Origin of the sequence: Pseudoduganella flava, assembly GCF_007830495.1 — a bacterium.
Lineage (GTDB): Bacteria > Pseudomonadota > Gammaproteobacteria > Burkholderiales > Burkholderiaceae_D > Rugamonas > Rugamonas flava.
In genome coordinates this window covers 108,226-125,317 of record NZ_VLKW01000010.1, presented here as the reverse complement: position 1 = coordinate 125,317, position 17,092 = coordinate 108,226, and the positions used below count along the sequence as shown (strand labels likewise).

The 17,092-nt window shown below is 68.0% G+C and carries 4 protein-coding genes; 3 read left to right on the top strand and 1 reads right to left on the bottom strand.

Annotated features, from left to right (window positions below):
• Positions 1–39: 39 nt before the first annotated feature.
• Complete coding sequence (locus IP92_RS22640) at positions 40–501, bottom strand: DUF305 domain-containing protein (RefSeq protein ID WP_145879469.1); 462 nt, start codon at positions 499–501, stop codon at positions 40–42.
• 1,139 nt (positions 502–1,640) lie between these two features.
• Here IP92_RS22640 and IP92_RS22635 point away from each other — a divergent pair.
• The 3 genes from IP92_RS22635 (at position 1,641) to IP92_RS22625 (ending at position 17,036) form a co-directional block, all read left to right on the top strand.
• Complete coding sequence (locus tag IP92_RS22635) at positions 1,641–2,171, top strand: UpxY family transcription antiterminator (RefSeq protein WP_158206627.1); 531 nt, start codon at positions 1,641–1,643, stop codon at positions 2,169–2,171.
• A gap of 446 nt (positions 2,172–2,617) precedes the next feature.
• Positions 2,618–13,414 (top strand): SDR family NAD(P)-dependent oxidoreductase, encoded by a 10,797-nt coding sequence (locus IP92_RS22630; protein WP_158206628.1) that lies wholly within the window; start codon positions 2,618–2,620, stop codon positions 13,412–13,414.
• A gap of 1 nt (position 13,415) precedes the next feature.
• Entirely contained in the window at positions 13,416–17,036 is a 3,621-nt protein-coding gene (locus IP92_RS22625) for a beta-ketoacyl synthase N-terminal-like domain-containing protein (protein WP_145879462.1), read from the top strand.
• Positions 17,037–17,092 lie beyond the last annotated feature (56 nt).

Sequence of the window (17,092 nt, the reverse complement as noted above, 5' to 3'; positions counted from 1 at the left end):
GCTGGAGCGAGGCCCGGGCTGGGTACCGCTACGGCGTGCTCAACTTTGCGGGCCGTTGCGTTCGATATCAGCGATCAGCGCCTCCATCTCGGCGATTTCCTTGCGCTGCGTAGCGGCAATGCCGTCGGCCAGCCTGCGAACGCGGGCGTCGCGGATCCTGGCGCGCTCGCTCGTCATGATCGCGATCGAATGATGGGGAATCATCGCTCGCATGTAGGAAACGTCGTCGACTGTCGTCTGGCTGCGAACCAGCCACAACGAGACTGCGAACACCGCGCAGGCGCCCACGAAAATGGCGGTGTTACGCCGCCTGTCCGCGTACATGCTCAACATGAACCCCAACATGACGATGGCCATCGCGGCACCCATGATCAGCGCCATCCATGCGCGCGTCTGGCTGAAGTGCACGTGCTCGAGCTCATACGTGTTCAAATACATCAGGCCATACATGATGACCGTCGAGCAGGCGATCATCCAGCCAAAACGGGCGTAACTTGCCATGTCACCTCCGGAATTAGGAATTTCAACAATGTCGGCGCTGAGGAACTGTCCGGCAATGATAGCTCTGCGCGCGGACCGACGGCGTTCGGCTGCTGGTCCCACCGGTGGCAGGCCGGGGCAGGTGCGGTGGCGTCACGCTACGGCAGGTCGGATACCGGTTGCCCGCGAATAGCCGGCCGGCGGCGGGCCTTGCCCCTTTCTGCCCACTTCGCTCCATCCGTGCGCGCCGGAACATTGCTATTCCCGGGGGGCGCTGTTCCGCATGACTCGGCATTGCGCCTTGATACGGCAACTTTTGACGCAGGGGTGGCAGGCATCGAATGCCGCACAATATCACCTGGTCGGCCCCCGGTTTCTCCATGGAGTGATTAATCCAGCGCTGGCGGTGAATATAAGCGACGCGTGTTTTAGCGCGCTTCGGCTTGCTTATTCGCATACATATATCGCGAAACGAGCGCATGGTCCGGTGCATTGTTAATGCGGTGTTAGCGCATGCGTCGGAGCCGCTTTCGCGCCAGAAAATACGATTACGGGTGCTGCTTGCGCTATATAAATTGCGTTACGGTATTTTAAGTCCCTACAAGTCAAACTATTGCGTGACCGGCGATAGCATCGTGGTCGGGTATTGGCAAGTCGGCAGTATTATTCTCCACACAGCAATGGTGCCGCGATGTGAACAGCGTGCACACAGTTCGAGTAATACTTGAAAAAAAGTGTGTTTCACTATGACTTTCGAGACATTTTTCGTGCCGATACTCATCTATGGTGTGCGTAACGAATGCTGCCAGTCGCGCCGTGTCGTTTCTCTGCCGCATTGGCACGAACGAGCTGGCTGAGAAGCCGCCGTGCCCCGCCGTATTTACTGCGATGTCATATGGCCGAGGGACGACTTTTGCCGCTGACTTACAAATTTGGACAACATTCATACTTTTGTGGCGTTGACACGAATGGCCTGACATGAAAAGATGATTTGCATGGCGGGTTTTCGCAATCGACCGGGTCTCCGCATGAAGCGGCCCAATAGCCCGGTCGGTAACGCAATGCGCCACCCTTGCTGTTTAAATGTCGTGGTTTCAGTCCTGTTTTCGAGAACCGGTGATTCAACCGGCGGAAGAAGTATCAGTCCTGGAGAATTGGCAATGCACGAGCACTGTAGCGAGTATCCATATAGTGGCACCGGTAGCGACCCGTGGCTGGTGCTGCGTACCAGAAGCCGGCATGAAAAAGTCGTCGAAAGCTCCCTCGAGCAAAAGCAGATCACCGCGTATCTGCCGAAGACGCGAGTCATCAATGTGAAGGACGGACGCAAACGCGTCTCCGAAATGCCTCTGTTCCCCGGCTATGTCTTCGTCCGCCCCCGGGCGGACCAGTACGAAGGCATCCGGTTCATCCGCGGCTCCTGCGGCCTCGTGTTCGCGGACGCCAAACCCGCCACCTTGCCGGACAAGGACCTGGAAGCCGTCAAGCTGCTGGTCGACAGCGGCGCCACGCTGACGGTCGACAGCGACCTTGTCGTCGGCAAGCGCGTACGCATCACCGGCGGGCCATTTGCAGGCGTCGAAGGGGAACTGGTCAGCATGAAGAACCAGGATCTGTTGTCGATCAACGTCGAAATGGTCGGCAGCTGCGTGCGGGTGGAAGTGGATCACGAGATGGTCGCTGCGCTCTGACGGCGGGCACCATCCTTTCAACTTGTCATCGACGCGTCATGCAGAGATGACAACATCATCAACCGGTTGGCCGCGCAGCTGAAGCACGCAGCGCGGTACCGACCGAGGCCACAAGAAGAACAATCCGTCGACGTTACGCCTGACGCACCTGCTGGTGCCGTCACACGGCGGAGCCTGCGCCGCTTGTTTGCTTAGTATTTCGCACACATCGACACCGCATCAATTCATCCGATGACCACCGCAAGGTGCCGTCACACGGCGGAGCCTGCGCCACGTTTTCGCGCAGCCCCAAGCAGCAACCCGGCAGCACATCACTGACAACCCATCCAGGCTGACGCACCGCACGGTGCCGTCACACGGCGGAGCCTGCGCCGCACATTTTCAACGACGCCTGGCACCGCCAGGTCTACCACCTACCGGTCGGGGAAAGAATGCCGAATCAAGACATGTCATTGGAATGGATCGAGTCCCACCTGAAGGCGCTCGTCGCCACGTTGCTGCCCGAAGGCGCAAGCCGCGACGTCGACGTGCAGGCGCCGTTCGGCGAACTGGGCATCGATTCGTTCCGCGTGCTGAAGATCATCAAGGCGCTGGAAGGGGACTTCGGCGTGCTGCCGAAGACGCTGCTGTTCGAGCACTTCAACATCGACTCGCTGGCGCGCTACTTCGCCGAGCACCATGGCGCGGCGCTGGCCACGCGCATGGCCGCGGCACCGCAGGCGGCCCGCCGGCCGGCCGCGCCGCAACCAGCAGCGATGTCGGCCCCCGCACCCGCATCGATCCCCGTCGCCGCCCCGGAGAAAACACCCATTCGCCTGTTCGAGCGGGACCTGCCGCGCCATCCGGAGCTGGCCGCCGTCGTCGCGGCGCTGTTCGAGCGCCACAAGAACGAAGGCTGCGTCTCGCGCGGCACGCGCAATATCGCGCCGAACCTGTTCATCGGCAGCGCGCGCAAGGGGTACTTCAACTACAGTCGCAGCAATGACCTGATCCTCGTCTACGCGTACACGGGGCCGGAAGACTACTTCGCCGAGAGCGCCGCCGAGATGCAGCGCTACTGCGTGGAGCGGGGCTTCCAGCTGAACATCTTCGTCGACGCCGTCATCGAGGCGATCGATGGCGTGCCGTTCTCCGCCACGCCGTTCGGTGCACTGCAGCGGGTATGCGACATCCGCAACTTCACGCTGGAAGGCGGCGCGATGCGGCGCCTGCGCTACCAGGTGCAGAAGTTCGAAAAGGTGGGGGCTTGCCGCACCGCCGAATACCGCTGCGGCACCGACCCGCGGGTGGACCAGGACATCGCGGCCGTGATCGACCGCTGGTGCGCCGCGAAGACGATGGTGAACCCGCTGATCCACATCGTGCGCGAGGAGATCCTGGCCGGCACGCTGCATGCGCAGCACCGCATCTTCCTCACATACCTGAACGACAAGCTGCAGAACGTGATCCTGATCTCGCGCATGAACGAGCAGTTGAACGGCTACCTGATGGACCTGGAGTTCTACGGCAGCGACATGCCGCTGGGCGGCCTGGAGTTCGCCATCGCGAAGATCATCGAGCAGCTGGCCGCCGAAGGCTGCGACATGCTGAGCATGGGCGGCACGTATGGTGTGCGCCTGGAAGCGTCGCCACATGCGGACCCCGACGTGGACCGCATCCTGGACGACCTGCACCGCCAGAACATCTTCAACGACGAAGGCAACCTGCAGTTCAAGAACAAGTTCCGCTGCGAGAACCGCACGATCTACCTGTGCCGGCCCGCCGGCAGCGGCCGCGCCGACAATGTCGTCGACATCATCATGATGATCGCCGATCCCGCGAAGGCACAGACGTCGGACGAGGAAAACCATAACGCGGCACCTTTGGCCGCGACGCCGGCAGCGCCTCCGTCCACGCCCGCGGTTGCCCCGGTATCGATGGGCGCCGATATCGCCATCGCCGGCGTACCGCGCACGCACGTGCTGGCGCGGTACGGCTACAACCCGTTGAACGTGCCCGCCGACCAGGTCGAGTTCGACCTGAAGACGGATTCGTGGGCCCAGCTGGAGACCCCATTCGTCGGCAAGCGCATGCGCCACCTGCGCGCCCAGCTGCAACAGAGCGTGGACGTCGAAGCGAGCCTGCGCGCCATGTTCCCGTTCGCGCACAACGTGTTGACGGACGCCGGCCGCGCGGCCGACCGCGTGTTCTGCAAGGCGTGGGAGCGCAAGGGGATCGTGCCGCAAAACCTGCTGTTCCCCACGTCGCTGTACCACCAGATCGACAACGGCTTCACGCCATGCGAACTGCCCGAGCCCAGCGCATTCCAGACGGACGCCGCCACCGTCTTCAAGGGCAACGTCGATGTCGACGCGCTGCGCCAACGCGTTGAACGCGACCCGGCCGCCATCGCGTATGTGTGCATCGACCTGGGCAACAACGGTACCGGCGGGCAGGGCGTATCGCTGGCCCATCTACATGAAGTCAAAGAGCTGCTGGGCCGGCACGGCATCGCGCTGGTGCTGGACGTCACCCGCGTACTGGAAAACGCCGCATGCGTGATCGAGCATGAGGCGGGGCAGGCGAGCCGCCCGTTGTGGGACGTCGCGCGCGACCTGCTGTCGTGCGCGGATGTCGTCATCGGCAGCCTGGCGAAGGACTTCTGCATCGACCGCGGCGGCATCATCGCATCCAACGACGAGGCGCTGCTGCGCCGCTGCCGCGCCGTCATCGAACGGGAAGGCGGCGGGCTCGATGTCGTCGACCGCAAGCTGGCCGCGCTGGCCTTAGCCGACCGCACGCATATCGAAACGCAGGTACGGCGCCGGATCGCGGCCACGCGCAGTGTCTGGACGTCGCTCGCCGGTGCCGGCATGCCCGTCGTCCATCCGGCCGGTGGGCACTGCGTGCTGGTGGACGTGAAGCGCATCGCGGCATTCGCCGGCCTGGCCGACCCGGTGGCCGCATTCGTCGCATGGCTGTTCGTCGCCACCGGCATCCGCGCCGGTGCCCACAGCGTCGGCATGCAGAAGGGTACGGCGCTGAATGGGCTGGTGCGGCTGGCGATTCCCGTCGGGATGAAGGGAGAGCAGGCGGAGGAGCTGGCGCGCCGCATCGTCGCGGCCTTTGCCGACCTGCGCGACATCCCCGAAGTCGTGCCGGCCGCCGATGCGCCGGCCGGCATCGACGTGCATGCCGAGTACCGGCTGGTGGGCTACCACCGGCCGTCCGGCGCGCAGGTCGAAGCAGGGGAGGAGAAGGCGGCCGTCGTCGCCGAGCAGGTTGTGCAGCCTGTGCCCGCGCAGCCGCCGCGGGATGAGCGCGCTGCGGTGCCGATCGCGATCGTCGGCATGTCCGGCCGCTATCCGCAGGCGCGCGATCTCGACGCGTTCTGGGACAACCTGCGCCAGGGCCGCGACTGCGTCACGGACATGCCGGCCGAGCGGCTGGCGCGCCGCCAACCGGGCTCGCGCGCCTATCGGGGCGGCTTCATCGACGACGTCGACCGCTTCGATTCGCTGTTCTTCAACATCTCGCCGCGCGAGGCGGAGGTGCTCGATCCACAGGAGCGGATCTTCCTCGAAGTGGCGTGGGAAGCGCTCGAGGATGCCGGCTACTATCCGGAGCTGCTGGGGCGCGACGGTGCGCCGCGCAACGTCGGCGTGTTCGTCGGCGCCGTGTGGGCGATGTACCAGATGGTGGGCGTCGAGGAAAAACTGGCCGGCAATGACGTGAATCCGAACTCCTTCCTGTGGAGTATCGCGAACCGGGTGTCGTTCTGGATGAACCTCACGGGGCCCAGCATGACGGTGGACACGGCCTGTTCGTCCAGCCTGACGGCCTTGCACCTGGCGTGCGCGGCGATCCAGGCGGGCGATTGCGACAGTGCGCTCGTCGGCGGCGTCAACCTCGACCTGCACCAGCACAAGTTCGACATCAACCACGCGGGCGGCGCATTGTCGCCCGATGGCGTGTGCCGCACCTTTGGCGCCGGCGCTAACGGCTACGTGGCGGGCGAAGGAGCTGGCGCGCTGTTCCTGAAGCCGCTGGACCGGGCGCTCGCGGACCGCGACCAGGTGTACGGCGTGATCCGCGGGGTGTCCGTCAACCACGGCGGACGCACCAGCGGCTATACGGTGCCGAACCCGAAGGCACAGGGCGAGCTGGTGGCCCAGGCGCTGTCCCGGAGCGGCGTCGATCCGCGCTCGATCGGCTACGTCGAGGCGCACGGCACCGGCACGGAACTGGGCGACCCGATCGAGATCGCCGGCCTGCGCAACGCCTTTGCCGATGCCCAGCCGGGCAGTTGTGCTATCGGCTCCGTCAAGACGAACATCGGGCACCTGGAGGCGGCCGCCGGGGTCGTCGGCGTGTCGAAGGTGCTGCTGCAGATGAAGTACCGGCAACTGGTGCCGTCGCTGCACGCGAAAGAAGCCAATCCCTACATCGATTTTTCCGCCTCGCCGTTCGTCGTCCAGCAGCGCCTGGCGCCCTGGCCGGAACGCGACGTTGACGGCGTGCGCGTGCCGTTGCGTGCCGGCGTCAGCTCGTTCGGCGCGGGCGGCGCCAACGCCCACGTCGTGCTGGAGAGCTGGGACATTCCGGGTGGCGTGGCGTCGCCGAGCGATCTGCGCGTGTTCCCGCTGTCGGCCCGCACCGAGGCCGAGCTGCGTGAGATGGCGCAGCGCCTGCGCACCCATCTGCAGCGCGACTTCGTCCGGCATGACCTCGCCGACGTGGCGTTCACGTTGCAAAGCGGCCGGAAGTCGTTCGAGCACCGGCTGGCCGTCGTTGCGTCCAGCGTGGACGAACTGGTGGACCTGCTGGGCCGCTATGTCGACGGCCGCACCGATTCGAATGTGCTGACGGGCCAGGCGAAGCAGGCCGACGGCATCGCGAAGCTGTTGAGCGGCGCGGAGCAGGCGCAGTTTGTCGCGCTGCTGGTGCAAGGCGGCGATCCGCACAAGCTCGCGGGCCTGTGGGCGGGCGGGCTGCTGCCCGACTGCCGCGGCTTCGACCGCGGCGTGGGGCGGCGCACGTCGCTGCCCACGTATCCGTTTGCCGACAAGCGCCACTGGATCGGCACGGGGCGGGCCATCGCAGCGGCAACCACCGCCAGTCAGGCCGTGCTGCACCCGCTCATCGACAGCAACGAATCGACGTTCCAGCAGCAGCTGTTCCGCAAGACCTTCCGCGCCGACGAGTTCTTCCTGCACGACCACGTCGTCTCCGGCGTGCCCACGCTGCCCGGCACCGCCTACCTGGACCTGGCCCGCAAGGCGGGTGAGCTGGCGGCTGGCCGGCCGGTGGCATCCGTCCGTAACGTCACGTGGGTCAGCCCGCTGGCGGTGCGCGACGGCGTTCCCACGGAGGCCTGGGTGGAATTGAAGCCCGCGCCGGATGCCGTGCTGTTCGAAGTGTTCAGCACGACGGAAGACGGGGCGCGCCGGCTGCACGCGCAGGGCAAGCTGCGCTACGCCGGTCCAACGGAACCGCGCCCGGACGAGTACATCGACCTGGCCGCGATCCGCGCGCGCTGCACCGGCACCATCGCGGCCAGCGAAGCGTATCCGTTGTTCGGATCGCTCGGCATGCAGTACGGTCCAAGCTTCCAGGTGCTGCGCGAGGTGCGCCGGGGCGATACCGAGGTGCTGGGCGAACTCGTGCTGCCGGAAGCGCGCGGAGCCGATTTCGACCAGTTCGTGCTCCACCCGTGCCTCCTTGACGCGGCCATGCAGGCCGGCGTGATGGCCCAGCTGCGCGAGCCGAACGGCGAGATGAAGGTGCCGTATTCGATCGGCGAGGTGGAGATCCTCCACCCGCTGCCCCGTACCTGCTACAGCTATGTGACGAAGGCGGGCAATCAGCGCGCCGGCGGCGTGTCGCGCGAAGACGTCGCGATCGTCGACGCCACCGGCAAGGTGCTGGCACGGATCCGCGAGGCCGTCGGCGTGCCGTTGGCGGGCGTGCATGGCCAGGCTGTCCCGGACGACTGCGAGACCTTGTATTACGCGCACGACTGGCAAGCCGCGCCGCTGCCCGAACGCCAGACCGACGTGGCGACGCTGCTGCTGTTCGACCGGGACGACGCGCTGTGGCAGGCCTGCACGGCGCGCGGCATCGACGCGACCCTGGTAATGCCGGGTTCCACGTATGCGGCGGACGGCAAGCGCGTGACGATCGATCCGGCCGATCCGGCCCACTACGCGCGGCTGATCGCGATGCTGCGCACCCAGGGTGGCCTGCCGGCGAAGATCTGCTTCGCGTGGGGCGACCAGGGCGAGGCGGCCGACGCGGCGGCGCTGCAACGTGCGCTGGAACTGGGCGTATACGCCGTGATGGCCTTCTGCCAGGCGCTCCTGAAGCACAAGCCTACCGGCCGCGTGCAGCTGCTGTACGTGGCCGGCACCGAGCCGCAGGACGAGGCGTTCAACGGCTTCGCCCGCAGCCTGCGGCTGGAGCAGCCGAAGTTCGACTGCAAGGTGCTGCAGGCCGACCGTGAGGCGCCCGACGCATTGGCCGACCTCGTGCTGGCGGAACTGCACGCGGATGCGCAGCAGGACGCCACCGTGCGCGTGCGCGACGGTATCCGCACGGTGCGCACGTTGCGCCGCGTCGCGTCCACCGAACTGGCCGCGGCGAGCGATCTGCTGAAGGAAGAGGGCGTCTACCTGATCACGGGCGGCGCCGGCGGCCTGGGCCTGATCTTCGCCGACATGCTGGCGCGGCGGTACCGCGCGCGGCTCGTGCTGACGGGCCGGTCGCAGCTCGACGAAGCACTGCAGCGCCGCCTGGACGCGCTGTGTGCCCTCGGCGCCGAGGTGCTGTACGTGGCGGCCGACGTCGCCCAGGCGGACGACGTGCAGCGCGTGCTGGCCGAGGCACGGGCACGCTTCGGCCGCATCGACGGCATCGTCCACGCCGCCGGCGTGCTGCGCGACTCGCTGCTGCGCAAGAAGACGCGCGAGCAGATGCAGGCCGTGCTGGCGCCGAAGGTGGCCGGCACCTTCCACCTCGATGCGGCAACGCGTGGCGATGCGCTCGACTTCTTCGCGATGTTCTCGTCGCTGGCCGCCCTCGGCGGCAACACGGGCCAATGCGACTACGCGTACGCCAATCACTACATGGACAGCTTCGCCGCACGGCGCGAGGCTTTGCGCGCGGCTGGGCAGCGCTCCGGCCGGACGGTGAGCCTGAACTGGTCGCTGTGGGCGGACGGCGGCATGAAGCTCGACGAGCAGACGGAATTGTTCTTCCGCCGCACCCTCGGCATCCGTCCGCTGGCAACGCAGGTCGGCGTGCAGGCGTTCACGCAGGCGCTGGGCGCCGGCCTGCCGCAAGTGGCCGTGCTGGAAGGCGAACGGGCGAAGATCGAGCATGCCTGGGGCCTGGCCACGCAGGAGGTAGCGGAAGAGCCGCAGCAGCAAGCCGCGGCCCCTCTGCAAGCGCCAACCCCCGCGGCAGGCGGCAGCCTCGTGCCCCAGGTGACGCAGGCGCTGGGCGCCATCGCAATGGACTTGCTGAAGCTGAGCGCGGACGAGCTGTCCTACGACAGCATCCTGCTGGAACTGGGCTTCGACTCCGTCGGCCTGGCCGCCTTCGCGAATGCCGTCAACGCCCGCTACGGCCTCGACATCAATCCCGTACTGTTCTTCGAATACCCGTCGATCAATGCGATCGCCGGCGTGCTGGCGGCCGAACACGGTGACGCCGTGGCGCGCGTGCATGCGGTCGGCGCACCGGCAACTGTGGCACCTGCCGCGGCACCGGTGCAGGATTCCGGAGCAGGCGTCGCAACATCCCGCTTTGCCGCGGCACCCGTGCAGCCGCCGGCGGCGATCCAGCCTACCGTCGCCGACACGCCGGCGGACCGCTATGCCGCGATGCCGATCGCAATTGTCGGCATCGCCGGCACGATGCCCCGCTCGCCGGACCTGGAAGCGTTCTGGGACAACCTGAAGAACGCCCGCGACCTCGTCAGCGAGATCCCGCGCGACCGCTGGATCTGGGAAGACCACGACGGCAACCCGCAGAAGGAGCCGAACAAATCGTATTCGCGCTGGGGCGGCTTCATGGACGAGGTGGACAAGTTCGACCCGCTGTTCTTCGGCATCACGCCGCGCGAAGCGGAGATGATGGACCCGCAACAGCGACTGTTCATCGAGGCCGTGTGGCGCGCCGTCGAGGATGCGGGGCACAAGGTGTCCGAGCTGTCCGGCACGCGCACCGGGCTGTTCGTCGGCGTGTCGTCGCAGGACTACATCGACGTGCTGGCGGAGAACCAGTCCGCGCTGGACGGCTATTCGGCCTCCGGCAATTCGCACTCGATCCTGGCGAATCGGATTTCGTATCTGCTGAACCTGCGCGGCCCCAGCGCGCCGATCGACACGGCGTGCTCCAGCTCCCTGATCGCGCTGCACCGTGCGATCGAATCCATCCACGCGGGCAATTGCGAGATGGCGCTCGTCGGCGGCGTGCAGGTGATGCTGACGCCTGTCGCGCACATTTCGCTGAGCGCGGCCGGCATGCTGAGCACGGACGGCAAGTGCAAGACGTTCGACAAGGATGCCAACGGCTATGTGCGCGGCGAGGGCGTCGGCGCCGTGTTCATCAAGCCGCTGGCCCGTGCCGAGGCGGATGGCGACCATGTGTACGCGGTGATCCGCGCCAGCGCCGAGAACCACGGCGGCCGCGTGACGAACCTGACGGCGCCGAACCCGAAGGCGCAGGCCGAGCTGCTGACGGAGGCGTACGAGCGGGCCGGCATCGATCCTTCCACCGTCGGCTACATCGAATGCCACGGCACCGGCACGAGCCTGGGCGACCCGATCGAGATCCAGGCGCTGAAGAAGGCATTCGCGGACCTCTATCGCCAGCACGGCAACGCCGCCCCGGCGGCGCCGCACTGCGGCCTGAGCTCCGTGAAGACGAATATCGGCCACCTGGAGCCTGCGGCCGGCATCGCCAGCCTGTTGAAGGTGCTGCTGGCGATGCGGCACCGCGAGATTCCCGCACTGCTGCACTTCGACCAGCTCAATCCGTACATCGACCTGCAGGGCAGCCCGTTCTACATCGTCGACAAGACGGTGCCGTGGCAGGCGCCGCGCGGGGCCGACGGCACCACGCTGCCGCGCCGCGCCGGTGTCAGCTCGTTCGGCTGGGGTGGCGCAAATGCCCACATCGTGCTGGAGGAGTACGTGCCGCCGGCCCGCGCCGGGCATGACCCACAGGGCGCGCTGCCGATCGTGCTGTCCGCAAAGAACGCTGACCGGCTGCGCGACCATGCGGCGAACCTGCTGGCCTGGCTGGAGCGCCATGACGTGGCGCTGGCCGACCTGGCCTACACGCTGCAGGCGGGCCGCGACGCGATGAGCGAACGGCTCGGCTTCACGGCCGCGTCGCTCGATGAAGTGCGCAGCAAGCTGCATGCGTTCGTGCAGGCCGACGGCGCCGTGCCAGGCGTGCTGCACGGCCGGGCCGGCCGCGGCAAGGACGAGCTGGGCCTGATCGGCGACGATGACATCCGCGCCTCCGTCGTCGAGCAGCTGGGCGCCGCGCACAAGTGGGATCGCTTGCTGGAGCTGTGGGTCAAGGGGGTGGAGCTGGACTGGGCGGCACTGGCCGGCACGCAGGGTTGCCGCCGCGTGGCACTGCCGACCTATCCGTTCGCCCGCGAGCGCTACTGGGTCGAAGCCCGGCCGCGCGCCGCGCAGGTGCAGGCCCAGGCGGCCCGCCCCGGCCAGCCCGCCGAAGAAGCGGCGCGCCGCATGCTGTTCGAGGAATATTGGGAGCCGCGCCCGGCGGGCCCGGTGCGCGCACTGCCGGCCGACCGGCAGACGATCGTGTTTGCCGACGAGACGCAGCGCCGGCTGCTGGCGACAGCCGACGACGCTGGCCAGCTGGCCGGTGCGGTGTTCGTGTACCCGGCGGATGCGTATGAACAGGTGTCCGAGCGGGTGTTCCGCTGCCCCGTCGGCGACGTGGACAGCCTGCGCCGGGTACTGGCCAGCGTCCAGCTGGCAGCCGGCCAGTCGCTCGGCATCGTCCATGCGTGGGCGCGGCGGCGCGGGGAGCCGGGCGTCCATGCGCTGTTCCAGCTGTTCACCGCCGTCCGCGATTGCGGCCGGCCGGTGGCGCACGTGACGCTGGTCGGCGCCTACGACCCGGCCGATGTCGACACCTGCTGGGATCATGCGTGGATCGGCTTCGAGCGTTCGCTGAAGCTGCACCTGGCCAGGACGCGCATCGCCTTGCTGTACACGAGCCACGGCGAGACGGTGGCGCAGCTGCTCGATGCCGTGCACGGCAGCGGCGCGATCTGGTACGACGGAACGGCACGCAAGGTGCTGGCCTGCCGGCCGCTGACGGAACGGCACGCGCCGCCGCCGCTGAAGCAGGGCGGCGCCTACCTGATCACGGGCGGCGCCGGCGCATTGGGCATGAAGGTCGCGCAGCACCTGGCCACCGCCTACCGCGCCCAGCTGCTGCTGGTGGGCCGCCGCCCAGCGGATGCGCGCATCGAGGGCGAATTGGCGGCGCTGCGCCGCGCCGGCGCCGTCGAGGTCCACTACAGCGCGCTGGACCTGGGTAATGCATCCGCGGTGGTGGCATGGGCCGAGCAACTGCCGTTCCCGCTATCCGGCGTGATCCATGCGGCCGGCGTCGAATCGGCCCAGCCGTTCTATGAGAAGACCCCGGCCGACATCGCCGCGGTGCTCGATCCGAAGACGGCCGGCACGCTGGCGCTCGATGCGGCACTGGCCCGCGAGCCGCTCGATTTCATCTGCTGCTTCTCGTCGTCGTCCGCGCTGCTGGGCGACTTCGGCGCCTGCGACTACGCGGTGGCGAACCGCTTCCAGATGGCGTACGCGCGCCACCGGGCCCTGCACCAGGACGCGCGGGGCCGGATGGTGGTGATCAACTGGCCGCTGTGGCAGGAGGGCGGCATGGGCATGGCCGACCCGGCCCAGGCGGCGCAATACCTGAAACGCACGGGCCTGGAGGCGCTGGGAACGAAGGACGGCCTGGCGACCTGGGAGGAACTGCTGGCGGCGCCGCAGGATCAAACGCTCGTCATCGTGGGCCAGCCGGCGCGCGTGCACACGCTGCTCGAACGGCTGTATGCCGGTACGCCGGCGGCAATGACGCAGACACAAGTGCCCGTAAGCCCGGCCGCGCCGCTGCGGCTGGCCAGCCATCAACTCGACCAACTCAGGCAGCTGATCAAGGCCGACCTGCTGAACCTGCAAGCGATGGAGGAATGACATGACCGTGGCAGCAAACGACACCGTGCTGGACGCCGTGCGTGCGATCGTGGGAGACACGATCCGCATCGGCGCGGCGAAGCTGGACATCGATGCGGAATTTCCGGAGCTGGGCATCGATTCGATCATTGCGATGGAATTGATGGAGAACCTGTCGCGTCACTTCGGCATCGCATTCACGCCGGCCCAGTTCCTCACGGTGAACTCCGTCAGGGAACTGGCGGCATTCATCGAGGGCCATGGTACCGCACCCGCCACGCCACCGGCCAAGCCGGGGGTGCCGCCGGCGCAGTTCGGCCGGCTGGACACCTTGCTCGGCACGGTGCGCAGCCGCTACGGCGTCGACCTTACCGGCAGGCGCTGGGAGTCGGTCGACCAGATCGTCGACGAACTGGTGTCGAACAACCTGGAGCGTGTATTGGCGAAGGTCGACGCGAGCAGCCTGTTCGCGGCGCCGCCCGCACCAGCGGAGCGCCCCGCATCGACCGACATCGCCATCGTCGGCATCGCCTGCCGCTTCCCGGACGCACCCGATGCCGCCACGTTCTGGCGCAACCTGATGGCCGGCCACGCCAGCATCCGCGAAATTCCAAAGGAGCGCTGGGACTGGGAGTCGTGCTACGCGCCGGTGGCCGAGCCGGGCAAGACGGTGTCGCGCTGGGGCGCGCTGGTCGACGACGTGGACCGCTTCGATGCGGCATTCTTCGGCATCGCACCGCAGGAAGCGGCGCTGGTCGACCCGCAGGAGCGCCTGCTGATGCAGGAGGTGTATCGGGCGCTGCAGGATGCGGCGATCGATCCGGGCACGCTGGCCGGCACGAACACGGGCGTGTTCGTCGGCTACGAATACTCTGGCTACGAGCAGGCGCTGCGCCGCAACCAGGAGCGCTTGCCGGGTCTCGTCTGCAGCTCGGCCAGCCCGACGTACTACCTGGCCAACCGGCTGTCGTTCCTGTTCGACCTGCGCGGCCCCAGCGAATCGGTAAACGTGAACTGCGCGTCGTCGGCGGTGGCGATCAACCGCGCCTGCCTGTCGCTGGCGCAGGGGGAGAGCGATGTGGCGATCGCCGGCGCGGCCTGCCTGCACCTGGCCGCGGACGACTACGTGGCCTCCACCCAGTATGGCCTGCTGTCGCCGGACGGCAGCTGCGGCGTGTTCGACGACGCGGCCAATGGATTCACGCGCGGCGAGGGTGTCGCCGCCATCGTACTGAAGCGCCTGGATACGGCGCTGGCCGATGGCGACCGGGTCTACGCTGTCATCAAGGCCAGCCACCAGAACAACCGCGGCGCAGCCGGCTCGCTGTCCGAAGTGAAGCACGAGGCGATCGCCGACGTGATCGCGCGCTGCTGGGACAAGGCGGGCGTGGCGCGCGACGCGGTGCGTTACATCGAGTTGAACGGCTATGCGAAGAAGTGGGCCGATTCGTTCGAGTTCGAAGGCATCCGCGCGGCGCTGGGCGGCAGCGGCGGCGGCAAGCACTGCGCGCTGGGCAGCCTGAAGGGCAATATCGGCCACCTGGAACCCGCCAACGGCATCGCCGCCGTCATCAAGGTGGCGCTCGCGCTCCACCACAAGAGGTTCCCCGCCACGATCACGCGGCGCACGCCCAGCAGCTTCATCGACCTGGGCAATCCATCGCACCCGCTGTACTTCGCCGACGCGCCGATCGCGCTGGACGACATGCGCGATGACGCGGGCGCGCCGGTGTGCGCGGGCGTCAGCTCGTTTGCCGACAGCGGCGTCAACGTCCACATCGCGCTGGAGGAATTCGTGGCCCGCAGCCCCGCTGCCGGCGTGGCGGGCGGTCCGCAACTGTTCGTGCTGTCCGCCCAGGATGGTGCCCGGCTGGCCGATTACGCCGGCGTCTTCGCGGCCTGGCTGGAGCAGGCAGGTCCGGAAGTGTGCTTCGCCGACGTCGCCCACACGTCTCAGGTGGGCCGGGCGGCGCTGCCGGCGCGGCTGGCCATCGTCGCCGCGTCGCTGGACGAATTGCGCGGCAAGCTCGCGCTGCTGCGCGAGCGGGGCCTCGACAATGCCGGCAAGCTGGAGTCGCACGGCATCTTCTGCCATACGCTCGGCCACGTGGGCCACGTGCCGCTGGCCAGCCTGGTGACGGAACGGATGGCGCGCGCCCAACTGGAGCTGGCGCGCGCCGAAGGCCAGTGGCAGCAGGTGGCACTGCTGTGGGTGCACGGCGTTGCGATGCCTTGGCAGCTGGCCTGGAGTGGCTTGCCGGCGCGACGGATCTCGCTGCCCGGCTATCCGTTCGCCCGCGAGCGGCACTGGTATGCGCTGCAGGAGCCCGGTGCGGCAGCCCAGGCGTCCCTCGTGCCGGAGGTGCACCTGCCGGCGGCGCTGTCGCTGCCGGAATTCGCCGTGGCGGCCGATACGCCGCGCGAACCGGCCGCGCTGCTGGAGCGCTTCCTGCGTGAGCGCACCGCCCAGCTGCTGGACTGCGCTGTCGCCGACGTCGATCCCGAAGCCACGTTTGCCGCGCTGGGGTTGCGCTCGATCGCGATCGCCGAGCTGGTCGCCCGCGTCAACCGGCTGCTCGACGTGAACCTGGCGCCGACCGTCGTGTTCCAGCACCCGCACGCCGCCGCGCTGGCCGCCCACCTGGCGCAGGCGTTCCCCGACGAGGTCGCGGCGCTGCTGGACACGATCGCGGGCGCCGAGCTGCCCACGCACGCCGCGGTACCGGACATCCTCGCACCGATGCAGCCGCACGGCGCCGGCACGCCGCTGTTCCTCGTGCCGGGGGCGGACGGCAGCACGCTGTCGCTGAAACCCCTGTGCGAAGCGCTGGGCACCGGCCGGCCGCTGTATGGCCTGGATGCGCAGGGGCTGGATGGCCAGTGCGCGCTGCCGGCCAGCATGGGGGACGTGGTGGCGGCCAACCTCGCAGCTGTACGCCGCATTCAGCCTTACGGGCCGTACCGGCTGTTCGGCTATTCGAACGGCGGCGTCGTCGCGTTCGCGATGGCGCGCAGCCTGATGGAGGCAGGCGAGGAGGTGGCGGCACTGTACCTGCTCGACAGCCTGTGCCCGGAGCAGCGCACGGCCACCGAGCTCGATCTCGTCGTGGACGTGTTCAGCCACGTGATGGCCACGCTGGGCGCGCGCTTCGACGTGGACATGGCCCGGCTGGAAGCCGTCGCGCCGGACGAGCGGGGCGAATACCTGTACCGGCTGATGATGGAGCACGGCGTCGTGCTGGATCGCCAGTACTTCCTGACGAGCTACCGCATCGCGACGACCAGCGAGCGGCTGGCCCGGGCATATGCGCTGGCGCCGCTGCCGCGCGCCGTTGACGTGCACCTGATCCGCGCGCTGGACGCGTACCCGGATGCGCCGGCCGATTACGGCTGGAACCGCTATCTCGTGGCGCCCTTGACGGCGCACGACGTGAGCGCGAACCACTACGCGGTGATCACGGCCGGCCATGCCGCCGCGGTGGCCGCCGTGATCGCGGCGGTGGAAACGCCTGCGGCTGATGACGCCGTGGATGACGCCGTGGATGACGCCGTGGATGGCACCGAACGGCCGCCCGCCACGAAGCGCGGCAAGGCCGGCAACCGCCGCCGCGGCGCACCCCGGCCGGTGGTCCTGGAATCCTGAACCGGCGCCCCATGACGGGAGCCGGCCCTCTGCAAGCAGCGCACAGCATGGAGATC